Annotated in this window: 10 protein-coding genes; 8 read left to right on the top strand and 2 right to left on the bottom strand. The window is 43.7% G+C overall.

The window, feature by feature from the left end; genetic code table 11:
* Positions 1-326 precede the first annotated feature (326 nt).
* The 3 genes from R7Z78_RS09375 to R7Z78_RS09365 all read left to right on the top strand — a co-directional run bounded on the left by R7Z78_RS09375 (position 327) and on the right by R7Z78_RS09365 (position 3358).
* The gene (locus R7Z78_RS09375) at positions 327-713 is read left to right on the top strand and encodes a winged helix-turn-helix domain-containing protein (protein WP_005376561.1); all 387 of its coding nucleotides are present in this window, start codon (positions 327-329) and stop codon (positions 711-713) included.
* 80 nt (positions 714-793) lie between these two features.
* Positions 794-3148: a fatty acid cis/trans isomerase gene (locus tag R7Z78_RS09370; protein WP_169644439.1), complete on the top strand. Its 2355-nt coding sequence runs from the start codon at positions 794-796 to the stop codon at positions 3146-3148.
* 18 nt (positions 3149-3166) lie between these two features.
* The gene (locus tag R7Z78_RS09365; protein WP_005376565.1) at positions 3167-3358 is read left to right on the top strand and encodes a hypothetical protein; all 192 of its coding nucleotides are present in this window, start codon (positions 3167-3169) and stop codon (positions 3356-3358) included.
* 50 nt (positions 3359-3408) lie between these two features.
* Here the strand turns inward: R7Z78_RS09365 and torS are convergent, their stop codons facing one another.
* Positions 3409-6372 (bottom strand): TMAO reductase system sensor histidine kinase/response regulator TorS, encoded by a 2964-nt coding sequence (gene torS / locus R7Z78_RS09360; protein ID WP_104976152.1) that lies wholly within the window; start codon positions 6370-6372, stop codon positions 3409-3411.
* Between the two features lie 43 nt (positions 6373-6415).
* Here torS and torT point away from each other — a divergent pair, with 43 nt between their 5' ends.
* The gene (torT, locus tag R7Z78_RS09355; RefSeq protein ID WP_225452561.1) at positions 6416-7465 is read left to right on the top strand and encodes a TMAO reductase system periplasmic protein TorT; all 1050 of its coding nucleotides are present in this window, start codon (positions 6416-6418) and stop codon (positions 7463-7465) included.
* Positions 7466-7529: 64 nt separating this feature from the next.
* On the top strand, positions 7530-7985 hold the full coding sequence (locus R7Z78_RS09350; protein ID WP_005376571.1) for a methylglyoxal synthase: 456 nt from the start codon (positions 7530-7532) through the stop codon (positions 7983-7985).
* Positions 7986-8062: 77 nt separating this feature from the next.
* On the opposite strand, the gene helD is transcribed toward R7Z78_RS09350, so the two are convergent.
* Positions 8063-10132, bottom strand: a complete 2070-nt coding sequence (gene helD / locus R7Z78_RS09345; RefSeq protein ID WP_104976153.1) for a DNA helicase IV — start codon at positions 10130-10132, stop codon at positions 8063-8065.
* Positions 10133-10456: 324 nt separating this feature from the next.
* Between helD and yccS the strand changes: the two genes are divergently transcribed.
* The 3 genes from yccS to R7Z78_RS09330 all read left to right on the top strand — a co-directional run bounded on the left by yccS (position 10457) and on the right by R7Z78_RS09330 (position 13413).
* Positions 10457-12610 (top strand): YccS family putative transporter, encoded by a 2154-nt coding sequence (gene yccS, locus R7Z78_RS09340; protein WP_042520714.1) that lies wholly within the window; start codon positions 10457-10459, stop codon positions 12608-12610.
* A gap of 189 nt (positions 12611-12799) precedes the next feature.
* Positions 12800-13030 carry a hypothetical protein gene (locus tag R7Z78_RS09335; RefSeq protein WP_005376575.1) on the top strand — a complete coding sequence of 77 codons (231 nt, stop codon included), beginning with the start codon at positions 12800-12802 and terminating at the stop codon, positions 13028-13030.
* Between the two features lie 80 nt (positions 13031-13110).
* Complete coding sequence (locus tag R7Z78_RS09330) at positions 13111-13413, top strand: hypothetical protein (RefSeq protein WP_054730279.1); 303 nt, start codon at positions 13111-13113, stop codon at positions 13411-13413.
* The last annotated feature ends 100 nt before the right edge of the window (positions 13414-13513 follow it).

Here is a 13513-nt window from a genome sequence, read left to right as displayed (position 1 = left end):
ACGCCATATTTCGCTGTCATATAAACCTCTGTGTGTATTAGAAAAGTGCTTCCTGCAACAGAATGTATAGTTCACAAATGGCGGATAAGCGAATTTACTAAATGAGAATTCTTTCTATCTTTGCCTAACATTACACCGTTATTTGTAGCTAATACGCACTCCAATAGCACTTTAGTTCAGAGCGCCATCGCATCATTCATCACTACTGGTAATCTCAAGTATTAAGATTGTCTACGCATATCACAGTGCTCATAAAGTACCTGATTGCTTTTATATAAATATTAATGATAATACGTTTTACTACTATTAATAATTAAGGTACCCGTGTGCTTGACTCCAAGGTTTCAAATGGAAAAACTTCCCAATGCCAACACAACGGCGTTCACCATAATGATGAGGAGCTATTACTAGATAAGCGCACTCACTCTGTGGTACTCAATTACTTGCCAAACAAGAAATCTGTTCAGTTAACAAGCATTCAATTTAAGCTGCTGCAAACTCTCACTCACCATCAAGATCAAGTGCTTAGTAAGCATTTTCTTTACGAAACAGTACTAAAACGTGAATTTACTGAACATGATCGAGCACTCGATATGCACATGAGCAGAATGAGAAAGCGTCTAGTTCACGAAGGCGTTCCAACAGACAGAATTCAGACAGTCCACCGCCAGGGTTACATTTTCAAGCGCTCAGACAATCAACAGAAAAATTAACGCTAATTGACCCAACTTTTGGTAATTGACCGCTTATTTTGCTTTAATTAATGCAAATTCTAATCACGTAAAATAACTCAATGAATTTGCGCTTAATTTTTACACTTTGCATTGCTACTTTGTTTGCCGGCTGTGCAACCTATGCTGGTCTTAACTATGACCAACTGTTTGGTCCACAGCTCGTGCGTGAACGCACAGTTGACGTGGAAACCCCTCAAGCAAACTTCTTCCAAAGCGAAGTTAAACCCATTATGGATAACCGCTGTGTCGTCTGCCACGCGTGCTACGATGCACCATGCCAACTTAAGCTCTCTTCTGTTGAGGGCATTGACCGTGGTGCGAGTAAAGCACTGGTATATGAAGGAACAAGACTCACAGCCGCAGCACCAACACGCTTATTCGAAGATGCAGAAACAACCCAAGAGTGGCGCGATGCGGGTTTTCATCCGGTTCTCAACGAACGTGATCAAAGCATGGCAGCCAACATTGATGCAGGACTTATCGCACGTTTGCTACAACAAAAAGAGCGCCACCCATTGCCTGACCAAGTCCAGTTAGAAGGCTTTGACTTTTCGATAGACCGAGAGCAAACCTGTCCGACGATTGAAGAATACGAGCAATACGAGAAGGATAACCCAACCTGGGGCATGCCTTTTGGTATGCCAAATCTATCAAACAGTGAATACCACACACTCATGACTTGGTTGGAAAACGGCGCAATAATGAACGTTCACCAACCTGTTAGTGAGAATGAGCAAGCGCAAATAGATAAGTACGAAACATTACTTAACCACTCTGATTTGAAAAATCAGCTGATGGCTAGGTATATATATGAGCATTTGTTTTTATCTCATCTCTACTTTTCAGAACTCGATGAAGATCCCCGATTCTTCACGCTCGTCCGCTCTGCTACACCACCAGGACAGCCCGTCAAACGTATTTCAACGCGTCGCCCGTACGATGATCCAGGGGTTGAACGTGTGTTTTATCGAATTATTCCAGAGCAAGGGACCATAGTAGATAAAACTCACATGCCATTCGCGGTAAACAAGCAACGCATAGAGAACTGGAAAACTTGGTTTATTGATGCTGATTACACGGTTAGCCAGCTACCGAGTTATGCACCAGAAGTTGCTGCAAACCCGATGACATCATTCATCGACCTTCCAGTGAAATCGCGCTTTAAGTTCATGCTAGATAATGCACAAAATACAATAATGGCATACATCAAAGGCCCAGTTTGTCGTGGCCAACTGGCATTGAATGTTATCAATGATCGCTTTTGGGTGTTTTTCCTTGATCCAGATAAAGCAGACATCCCAGAAGTAAATGAGTTTTACCGATCTCAGGCTGATAACCTAAAACTACCGGCAGAACAAGAAAGTAACACGCTACCTGTTACCAACTGGGTCAAGTACGCGCGCCAGCAAGCTCGCTACCTAGAGGCTAAATCTGAGTTCACTAATAACTGGTTTAAAGAAGGTGAAAACCTATCCACCGATGTAATTTGGGACGGTAATGGCACCAACCATAATGCGGCATTAACGATATTCCGCCATTTTGATAGTGCTTCTGTTGTTCAAGGGTTAGTTGGTGAGCAGCCTAAAACAGTGTGGATTCTTGACTACGCGTTACTAGAGCGTATCCACTATTTGCTTGTTGCTGGGTTTGACGTTTACGGTAACTTCGGCCATCAGCTCATGACACGAATGTTTATGGACTTCTTGCGTCTAGAAGGCGAAAGTAACTTTATCTCGTTGTTACCCGCCGATATGCGCCATGAACTGCAATCTAGCTGGTATAAAGATCAAAGCCCGCAGTTGAGTGACTTTTTACAACGAAATGTGAAGCCGTTTAACCAACCAACCAGCGTTCAGTATAAGAGTGACGATCCAAAAACGGAGTTGGTGGAGTTGTTGAGAGAACATGTCTCAGATGTGCTTCTGCCTCGCTACGAAATTCAAGACACGGCTCTTTCTGCGAGTAGTGAAAAGCAACTAAAACGTATTGACCACGTTCGTGGTGAAGGCCTGAAAACCGTTCCGCAAATCACTATGCTTATGGTGAGAAGTAAATCAGGGGAAGATGAATTGTTCACCTTACTTCACAACAATGCACACACAAACATCTCTAGCTTGTTTGATGAAGAAAGTAACCGTGACTTTGCTAACGATGACATGACCATTGTACGCGGCGTTGTGGGAAGCTACCCTGCGGCATTTTTCTCGATCAACGAAAACCAAGTAAAAGATTTTGTCGATCAATTTAGTGCCATCCAAAACGAGTCCGATTACGTTAAGTTATTGGATAATTTTGCGATTCGTAGAAGCTCAGAAAAATTCTGGTCATTTAGCGATCGTTTACACAATTGGTACCGTACAAAACAACCGATCGAATTTGGATTACTTGACTATAATCGTTTTGAGAATCGATGATGATTTAAGGGGGTTCTCATGGGTATCCGAGATAACATTGCCGCTCTTGAACAACAGATTTACGTTGCTTGTTCTGAGGGAGACTACGAAACGGTCAATATGCTTGAGCATCAACTCGAATACTTGCGTGGCAAAGTGGAACATCCTTTTGATGATGACCCTTATGCCCTAGACACTCGATTCGAGTGGGAAGATGACATGACCGAATAGAAAAAACCTCCGGAAAGCCGGAGGTTTTTTTATTTTCAATGCTCGATGGATTACTTCGCCATTAACTCATCCAGAGCTTGAATTGATGCAGACACTTGAGAAACTAAATCATCTTTAGTCGCATTATAGGTATCTAGAGGTTGAGGCGCGGCTTCAATTGCTTGGCAAGCGTTCATTAATGCAGTTAGTCCTAAACTTCCCGCGCTGCCCTTTAATTTATGGGCAAGGTTCTTTACTTCTTTACTATCATTGTCCTCAGCAGACGCTTGCAGTTTGCTTAATACATCAGTGCTGGTGGATCTAAACAGATTAATAATGTGCAACATCTTATCTCTGCCCAAGATTTTCATATCGGACTCAATCACGCTCGGATTAATGATAACCACATCGGGTTCCTTTTTTTGGGGCGCTTGAACGACCTTTGATTGTAGCTCTTGTTCTTGAGGCGAAATTTGATCAAACGGGGTACAGTCGGCATTTTGTGGCAACAACAACGGCTTTCCGTCTAGCGCATCCTGAATCAATGCCGCGAGTGCCTCTTTTGCCAATGGCTTAGGCAAGTATCCGTCAAAACCAGCGGCTAGATAGCGCTCAACTTCTTCCGCAAAAACGTGCGCAGACACTGCAATCATTGGCGTGACGGCAAGCGCTTTATTGGCCGGCTTATCACACTCAATCCGCTTTAAGCGTTGGATCAACTCAGTTCCATCACAATCAGGGAGGTTGATGTCGACTAAAGCGATATCAAAATCCTGTGTGCTGATCAGTTGCTCTGCTTGTGAGCCGTTTTCCGCCATCACGACTTGATGACCCATGCTTTCTAGAAAACCTTCCGCGACCACTCGGTTGACTTCATTATCTTCTACCAGCAAGACCTTTGCTTTCACTTTGCAACGTGCGGTTGCCACGGTTCCTGTTTCAACAGGTTCGCTTTCCTCTAACGGAATAGAGAACCAGAATCGGCTACCATTTCCCTCTTCGGAATCGACTTCTAAAACACCGCCCATCGCTTCAATGATTCGCTTACTGATGGCAAGTCCAAGCCCCGTACCTCCAGTTTGGCTCATCCCACCTTCAGCTTGCGTGAAGGCATCAAACAACGTTCTCTGGTATTTTTTGGCAATTCCTATTCCAGTGTCTGATACTTCAAACAGGACTTGCGACTCGTCCTCAGGGTTCAGGCTAACGTAGATATCAATTTCTCCTTCGTCAGTGAACTTAATCGCGTTACCAACAAGATTGTTCAGCACCTGACTGATTCTGGTGACATCCCCTTTCCAGTAGCGACTAACATCACTTTCAATATGGTAGGAGAACAGCAGCTTCTTCTCTTGTGCTCGACTGTTCATTAACTGGAAAGTGTCCTCCACCATTTGGTGTAAATCGAAGCCCATGTGACGAATTTCTAAATGCCCCGCTTCAATCTTGGAGTAATCCAGTACATCATTAAGGATCGCGAGCAACGTTTTACCACTACGATTAATGATTTCCGCATAACGCTTTTGAATTGGGTTGAGGCCTGAGTCAATCAACAAGCGTGCTGTCCCCAACACTCCGTTCATTGGCGTTCTTATCTCATGGCTCATCGTCGCCAAGAATGCCGATTTTGCTCGGCTCGCTTGCTCTGCTTGCTTGCGAGCTTTAGCGTGATTCAAAACCTCTTCATTCAAACGGCGGTTTGCTTGTTTTAACTGCGAAGTGCGCTGCTCAACGAGCTCTTCTAAATGCTCTTTATGCTCCTCAAGCTCTCGCTTGGCTTGAGCTTCACCCTCTGCTACCACTTTTAGTGCTTGCGCGGTATTACGAGCCGTGATGATGGCCTGCCCCATATGCGCCAACTCATCTTTGCCTTTCACTTCCAACTCAACCGCTAAGTTACCCTGCGCCACAGACAGCAACGCAGCGGAATATTCAGCTAACCGCTTCACAACAGAAAGGTACACCACACGCCATAAAATCAGCACCAATACAATCAAACCAACAATTGAAATAACGGTTAAAGACCACTGAGCGAATTTCAGTGTGCTGGTCAATTGGTCTACAGCGACGGTAGTGGTTTTGTTTGAATCATCAACCAATTTGTTGACCGTGCCATTCAGCTCTGAGAACAACTCTAATGTCTTTTGCATCAGTTGTTGTGACTGTTCGTTATTCTCGTATTGCTGCATCAGTATAGAAAATACGACCTGACGCTTACCAAGCTCTATGAGCAGTTGGCTCATTTGCTTAGAGCGCGTAGGATCTTCCACAGCGAGTACACGGCGTTGCATAATTTTGAGGTTGCTATCGAAATCACTTTGAACCTGTTGAATTCGCTCAATATTCGTTAATGTCCGAGCCTCTTCAATCTGATTCAACATTTTAAAGGCCAACAAGTGCAGTTCATGCAATCGCTCAGTCAGATCAAGATCGACCTCCACCAGTGCATCTAGCGCCTGATAAACTTGCGATTTTTTATTCGATTCTAATAAGTCATAAATATGCGTGACGTTAGCAACAGCAATGGTGCTTGTATTCTGAACTTGCGTACGAGTTAGTTGTTCTAGCTCTTCACTGAGCAGACGCATTTCTTCAACACGAGTATCTATCTCTTTTGCAAGCCACAGCTTTTTTTCAACCGAAACACCGAGTTCTGCCAAATTGTCGATAACGTTCTGGACGTTATTCTCTAAAGCTTCTAACAATTGAGAATCGAACGACTCACTCCCGAGCTCCTTGATGTGAGTGAGTAAAGACTCGAGCTGTTCGAACAGCACTCGCCCTGACTCCTTTCTTTCCTGCTCGTTTCTTGCGTTCGACAACATTTGTACAGACGAAATAATACGAGTACTCAACTCAGAGACTTGCCTCGCCTCAATCATGGCGGGAATCGCAGAATCCACGACATTTCTTTCGGTTTTGGCAACCAAAGAAAATCCAGACACACCAATAAGTGCCGATAACATGACCAGTATTGCCATCGCAATGAAAGACAACAAAAGTTTACGACCGATGCTTGCAGTTGCTAGCAGCATATTTTCATGACCTTAATGTTCGTGTTCAGCGACATATTACGTTATATTTTGCAGTGTTTACTTAATCTATGCCAACGAACTTCATTTCATGGTTAAAAATCAACACGCATTTCGCACATTTTTCAAACATTCTGCAGCCACTTTAACCCTCGTTGCTTCTTTGCCAGCGGTTGCCGCAGAGAAAATATGTGCAATATACCCTCACCTAAAGGATTCATACTGGTTGTCAGTAAACTATGGAATGGTGTCCGAAGCGAAAAGAGAAGGTGTCGAGCTACGAGTTCTTGAAGCGGGCGGCTACCCAAACAAAACCCGTCAAGAACAACAACTCGCACTGTGTAACCAATGGGGAGCAGATGCAGTTATCCTTGGGACCGTGGACCCACAGGCTTACGAGCATTCACTTAAAAATTGGGTAGGGAATACTCCCGTTTTTGCTACTGTGAACCAACTCGACTTGGATGAAGAACAAAGTGAGTTGCTAAAAGGGACTGTCGGTGTTGACTGGCATTGGATGGGATACGAAGCGGGTCAATATTTGGCAGCTCGTCATCCAAAGGGGTCAGGAAAGACCAACATTGCCTTACTTTTGGGGCCGCGAACTCGTGGTGGTACGAAACCCGTTACTGCCGGATTTTATGAAGCGATACAAGGAAGTGATATCAACATTGTTGACTCATTTTGGGCAGACAACGACAAGGAGTTACAACGTAACCTAGTTCAACGTGTGATCGATACGGGAAATATAGATTACATTGTTGGCAGTGCAGTGGCGATTGAAGCGGCCATCAGTGAGCTGCGCAGTGCCGGCAAAGCTGAGGAGATCGGTTTAGTTTCTGTGTACTTAAGTCATGGTGTATATCGAGGCCTGTTACGTAACAAAGTGCTCTTCGCACCAACAGATAAAATGGTGCAGCAAGGTCGGCTTTCCGTGATGCAAGCAACGCATTACTTAAGGGGTGAAGCTTATGACAAACATGCCTCACCAACCATCAAACCACTGACTCCGAAGACGCTTCATGACGACACGATCGAAGAATCGTTATCTCCGTCAGAATATAGGCCGACATTCCGTGTTAAGGCTGTTGATTGAAAGACCAAAAACGTGTTCTATTGAGTCACAACAATTTTAAAATCATATAAACGGAAACATCTTGATGCAAAAAACCATTCGTACCATGCCAACCCATAAACATGTGGCTTTGGTCGCTCACGACAACTGCAAACCTGAGCTACTTCGCTGGGTAAAAGAAAACAAAGAAAAGCTACAGAGTCACTTCCTTTACGCAACTGGCACGACAGGACACATGCTGAGTAAAGAAACTGGACTTGCGATCAAGAGCATGATCAGTGGTCCGATGGGCGGTGATCAACAACTAGGCGCTCTCATTTCAGAAGGCAAAATCGACGTTCTCGTTTTCTTTTGGGATCCACTGAATGCCGTACCTCACGACCCAGATGTTAAAGCGCTTCTTCGTATTGCTAGTGTTTGGAATATTCCTGTAGCAACGAACCGAGCCACCGCTAAGTTCCTGTTTAACTCCCCTCTTCTTGAGCAAGAAGTAGACATCGAAGTTCCGGATTACGAAGCCTATCTTGCTGAGCGCATGTAAGCTTTGATGCCAACCAAATAAAGCAAAGGCGATACCAAGTATCGCCTTTGCTGTTTTTAACATTCTAAACGTTGCATTTAACGGGAAGTCACGATGGGATAATCACCATTAACGAGCTCTTGAACGAATGCAGATCCCGCGCCAGTATGCGTAATCCAAACCTTCTCTTTCGCACGTGTAATCGCCACGTAAAATAGCCTGCGCTCTTCTGCGTAAGGGAATTTGTCTTTGGATTCCGTCAACGCACCATCAATGTGAATTTGCTTCTTCTTAGCGGGGAATTGCCCCTCATCCACAGAAAGAATAATCACAAAGTCAGCTTCGCGTCCTTTACTCGCATGGCAAGTCATAAAGCGAATATCGAGATTAGGGAAACGTCGCAACCAATCGTCGAACAAATCGGGCTTATGATAATGGTTACGTCCTAGCAATAAAACTGACTTGGTTTGCTTGGCTTGTTGATTCAAGTGGTCCAAGATCTTTTCCACTTGATTGCTCGGCGCTGTATGTACGCTCTTCTGCTTGCGTTGTTTGTGGCTGTTTAGTGTTTTCGGCAACTGCGATGGGTTTTGCTGCACGAATGTATTCGCTACATCACCAATCTGATTGTTGAAACGATAAGTTGTATCTAAGTGATGAACGGTAGAGTGAGCAAAGCGTTCTTTAAAGCCAGTGATAAGATCGACATCCGCTCCTGCAAACTGATAGATCGCTTGCCAATCGTCGCCAACAGCAAATAACGTGGCACCTGCTTGTTTCTGAGTGGATTCACACAGTGCTTCAATCAATGCCAGACGATCTGGAGAGATATCTTGATACTCATCGACCATAATAAAGCGCCATGGCGAGACAAACTTCCCTTTATTCACATAATCTGTCGCACGACTGATCATGGTTGGGAAATCCACTTGGTTGCTTTCTTTAAGCATTTTTTGCCACGCTGTAAAACATGGCCAGCATAAGGCGAGTTCACTATTTAAACGCGTATAGTCTTGGTGGTTTACGAGCTTTTCTTGTACTTGCTTTTTGGTCAACCCTACCGCCGCTAAATGAGACAGCTGCGAATCTAGCCAAGCGATCAGTTTTGGATTTTCTGAATGGCTTCCTAACTCATCATCCCCTTTTAGGTACGCAATCGGCCATTTGTCTAAATGTTTTTGCCAACGTTTAAAGTTAGTGGGTGTCATCCAATGTTTTTTCAACCAGTCTACACACCATGCTGTTCGTTGATTTTCGTCCAACGCTAAAGGACTAATTTCGACAGGTTGCTCTTCGACTTGTTTAAGAATATACAAACCCAACTGATGGAATGTGTTGACGCGCACACCGTCTGCCGCCATGCCCACTTTATCTACTAAGCGTTCTTTCATTTCAGTCGCCGCATCACGACCGAACGCTAACATGAGAAGCTCTTCTGCTTGAGCCTGATGGCTTTGCAACAAATAGGCAACTCGTGCGGTTAAAACGCTGGTTTTGCCCGAGCCGGCACCAGCAAGAACTAAGTTGTGGTCGTCGTTGAGCAATACCGCATATTGCTGGGATAAATTCAAAGGAGAGGATTCAATTTGATTAAACAGCACTTCCCAATTTGGACGTTCTGCTTCTAGCCAATCGCGATTACGCTCACCAAGCGCCTCAGAGGTATCAATGAGCCAAGGCTCTATTTGCGACATACGATTCGGCATTCGCATTTTGGCTTCTTCTAGGGTGGTTTTCATCTCGCTTAACTCTTGGTTAAGGCTTTCAACCCAGGAGACCACTTGAGAATGCGATAAGTAAGCAGGCAAGTGCTTTAGTTTGTAAAGCTCTTCTTCCCACTTAGGTAGATACTCAGCCAGTTTTCGGCACTGAGTGTTGTGCCACTCTTGATATTGACGAACGGCCTCAAGCGCGAACTTTCGGCATTGTGGCCACGGTAAACCTTGGACTAGCCAGCTTTGTTGTTTGCCTTCGTGTTCATGAGCAAAAAACTGTAAAGAGCTCCATAATAACCCACGCTTTACGCTAACTTTGCCATTCCAGATCGTAAAAGGAATATGTTCTTCACTGCCTATCGAGCTTAATAAAACACTGTTCTCTTTTATTTCGACGTGATGGTACTCATTTTGAATAAAAAACTGTGCTTTGCTAGTGGCAGTAAGCTGCATGAAACGTGCGCCTTTTAGTTTAGAAGTTGTCGATTTATATCATTTTAAGGTGCTAAATTGTAGCAACGGCGAGCACCTAAGTAAGCTTCTTCTTCTATTCTTTAATAAAATTCACATTACTGTCGATTTAATAACCTAAAGCTGAGGTTATTTGAAGCTGGCTTTACAATCCTCAATACATGACCTGGCAGATTTAATATAAGTCAATGACATCCCTGCTGATTTTATCAGCAACCACGAATTTTTCTTAAAGTAAATCATAAACGCGCTATAGTGGGTCTGGTAGTATTCCCCCTGTTCTTCATCGGAAACATAAGGCGCATTGTGCAAGCAACTTCTAAATTTCGGCTATATTGGGCAAACAAGACGATAAATTACAGCGTTCTTATCCTCATTACCTTACTGGGTGTGGTTATCCCAACTTGGTACTTCGAGCAAAACACGCTGATAACGCCATTAATATTAGGCGTTATTGCTGCTGCTTTGGCTGAAAGTGATGACAGTTTCACTGGACGCATCAAGGCTCTGATTCTCACCGTTCTCTGTTTTGCGCTTGCTGCTTTTTCAATTGAAATCTTGTTCGATACCCCATGGGCGTTTGCGTTGGGATTATTTATCTCAACCTTCGGCTTCATCATTCTTGGGGCGATAGGTCCTAAGTACGCGAGTATTGCTTTTGGTTCGTTGCTGATCGCTATTTATACTATGCTTGGCGCACATGAAAGCACCAACATTTGGTTTCAGCCACTACTGCTTTTGACTGGTGCCGCCTGGTATTACTTCATGTCCATGATTTGGCAGATATTTTGGCCTCTTCAACCGGTGCAACAAAGCTTAGCCAATGTGTTCTTCCAAATGGCGAATTATCTTGATGCGAAAGCCAAGCTTTTTCACCCTGTGACCAACTTGACGCCACAACCGCTGCGGATTGAAGCTGCAAAATGCAATGCTGCCACGGTTACGGCACTAAACGCTTGTAAAACCACATTACTTAACCGATCGAAACGGGGTCACATTGATGGGCCTAGTGACCGATTTTTAAATATTTATTTCATCGCTCAAGACATTCACGAACGCGTCAGTTCTAGCCATTATCGCTATCAGGATTTAGCGACCGAATTTGAACGTTCTGATGTGCTGTTTCGTTTTAAATATCTTTTGGAGTCTCAAGCCCAAGCGTGTCGTGATATTGCACTAGCCATTCAGCTAGGAAATGAATACTCCCATACCGATCAATCTATTCTGGCATTAGCTGAAGTACAAAACTCTCTTGCTTATCTAGAAGAACAAAAGCAAGGGCACTGGAAACGTCTGCTGATGCAGTTAACATATTTATTCAATAACTTAGCGACGGTAGAAAAACAACTTAATAACATTAACAACCCAGATGTTGAAGGCCTCGAAGAAGATACCCTCGCCGATACCAACCCACACACGCTAAAAGCGATGTGGCAGCGTATATCAGCAAATTTACACAAAGATTCGATGCTGTTTCGGCATGCATTACGTATGTCAATTGCCTTAACGATTGGCTATGGAATCATTCAAATATTCAACATCGACCGAGGTTACTGGATACTCTTAACCACTTTATTCGTATGCCAACCGAACTACAGTGCCACTCGCCAAAAATTGACGGCGCGAGTAATAGGTACATTAGCTGGTTTGTTGATTGGTGTACCATTGCTGACTTTTTTCCCTTCTCAAGAAAGCCAGTTAGTATTTATCGTTATCTCTGGTGTGATGTTTTTCGCCTTCCGGATGAACAACTATGGGTACGCGACTGGTTTTATTACACTGCTCGTCCTCTTCTTATTTAATCAACTAGGTGAAGGTTACGCAGTTGTCCTTCCTAGACTAGCAGATACCCTCATCGGGTGTGTGCTTGCAGTAGGAGCTGTATTAGTTATTTTGCCCGACTGGCAGTCGAGAAGGCTTCACAAAGTTATGTCGGATGCGATAGAGGCGAACAAGCAATATCTCGATCAGATCATTGGTCAGTATAGAATCGGCAAGAAAGACAATTTGAGTTACCGTATCGCTCGCCGCCAAGCCCACAATAATGATGCCTCACTCTCTTCTGCGATTAGTACGATGCTGGCGGAGCCTGGCAAATATCGCGCAGCTGTTGATGAAAGTTTTCGCTTCCTAACGTTAAATCACGCAATGTTGAACTATATTTCTGCATTAGGCGCGCACAGAACTCGCATCGAAGATGAGTCAATTCATAAACTCGTTTTAGATGCTCACCGTTGTATTCATCAGCATCTGGATGTACTTCATAAACAGCTTCACCAGCATTGTGAGGAGTGTGACCTATCTAATATTGATGATGCTGGACTCGAGCAACGCTTAAACGAATGGCGCGATGAAGACGACAGCTCTGCCCGCATGGTATTGCAGCAACTTCATCTTATCTATCGCATGCTCCCAGAGCTTCATTCACTTGCTAGTAAGTTTGCCGTCAGGGTAAGTTAGTAACATTCAAACCATATGTAAGAGGGAAGCGCTATATCGCTTCCCTTTTTCTTTTTACGCTTCCATCTACCCCAAAGTGGGTAATTATGTACCTTCTTAGGAAAAATCTGACGTATCACTTAACACACCTTGACAATATTCGGACAAAAAGCAATCGATCAAATTCTAATCTATTTTGGTTGAATAAATATGTTGTATCCAAAGGATGAAGAATTTCGGGCAACGACGGATAAACCGAATCACGACGAAGGTATTGAGATGAACGCACAACAATTTAATGAACTTAAACAAAAGCTCAGTGATTTAACGGCAAGTCAGTTAAAGTCATTACAAGGTGAGATCAGCGTGAAACTAAATAAAGCGCAAAAACCGGTTCTATCTGGTGAAGAAAGAGAAATGCTTGCCAAACTGTTTGCCTAATCAAGTCATTGATATAAAACACTTGAACGTTTTATAAACTCCACCTATGCTCTCACTATCATAATGTTGGGAGTAGTGATATGCCTGTATCGGGAATTCAATCTGGACACCACATCGTTCAGATGTCACAACAAATGGCCGAGAAAGCTGCACATGGCATTAGCAATAATGTAAGTAAGGTAAAAGAAGAGCTTTCTGATCACAACATCGATTTAGCTGCGGTTTCGGATGTCGCAATAACAGCCTCAACACCTAGCCTTCCCTCTCAAAAAGTTGAATCTCTCATCAACCTCGCACAAGCCGCTGGTTATAACCGAGTTGGCGCGTCTGTCATAGAGAAAAACAATGAAATCATTGGCAGCTTGCTAGACATCCACGTTTAGGCGATTTAACGTCAAATTATCGCTATTTTCATTTCCAACTATCACTATAACGTCGTAACAAGATACCCCCTTTGCTTCGTTCTTGCTTTCTATTTCGATT

Origin of the sequence: Vibrio sp. 1167 (genome assembly GCF_033340375.1) — a bacterium.
Taxonomy (GTDB): Bacteria; Pseudomonadota; Gammaproteobacteria; order Enterobacterales; family Vibrionaceae; genus Vibrio; species Vibrio alginolyticus.
This window is presented reverse-complemented; position numbering and strand designations above follow the sequence as displayed.

Coding starts and splice junctions, on each gene's coding strand:
- R7Z78_RS09330 (WP_054730279.1), top strand. CDS start 13,111: ATGCCTGTATCGGGAATTCAATCTGGACACCACATCGTTCAGATGTCA.
- R7Z78_RS09335 (WP_005376575.1), top strand. CDS start 12,800: ATGTTGTATCCAAAGGATGAAGAATTTCGGGCAACGACGGATAAACCG.
- R7Z78_RS09365 (WP_005376565.1), top strand. CDS start 3,167: ATGGGTATCCGAGATAACATTGCCGCTCTTGAACAACAGATTTACGTT.
- torS (WP_104976152.1), bottom strand. CDS start 6,372: ATGCTGCTAGCAACTGCAAGCATCGGTCGTAAACTTTTGTTGTCTTTC.
- R7Z78_RS09350 (WP_005376571.1), top strand. CDS start 7,530: ATGCAAAAAACCATTCGTACCATGCCAACCCATAAACATGTGGCTTTG.
- R7Z78_RS09370 (WP_169644439.1), top strand. CDS start 794: ATGAATTTGCGCTTAATTTTTACACTTTGCATTGCTACTTTGTTTGCC.
- helD (WP_104976153.1), bottom strand. CDS start 10,132: ATGCAGCTTACTGCCACTAGCAAAGCACAGTTTTTTATTCAAAATGAG.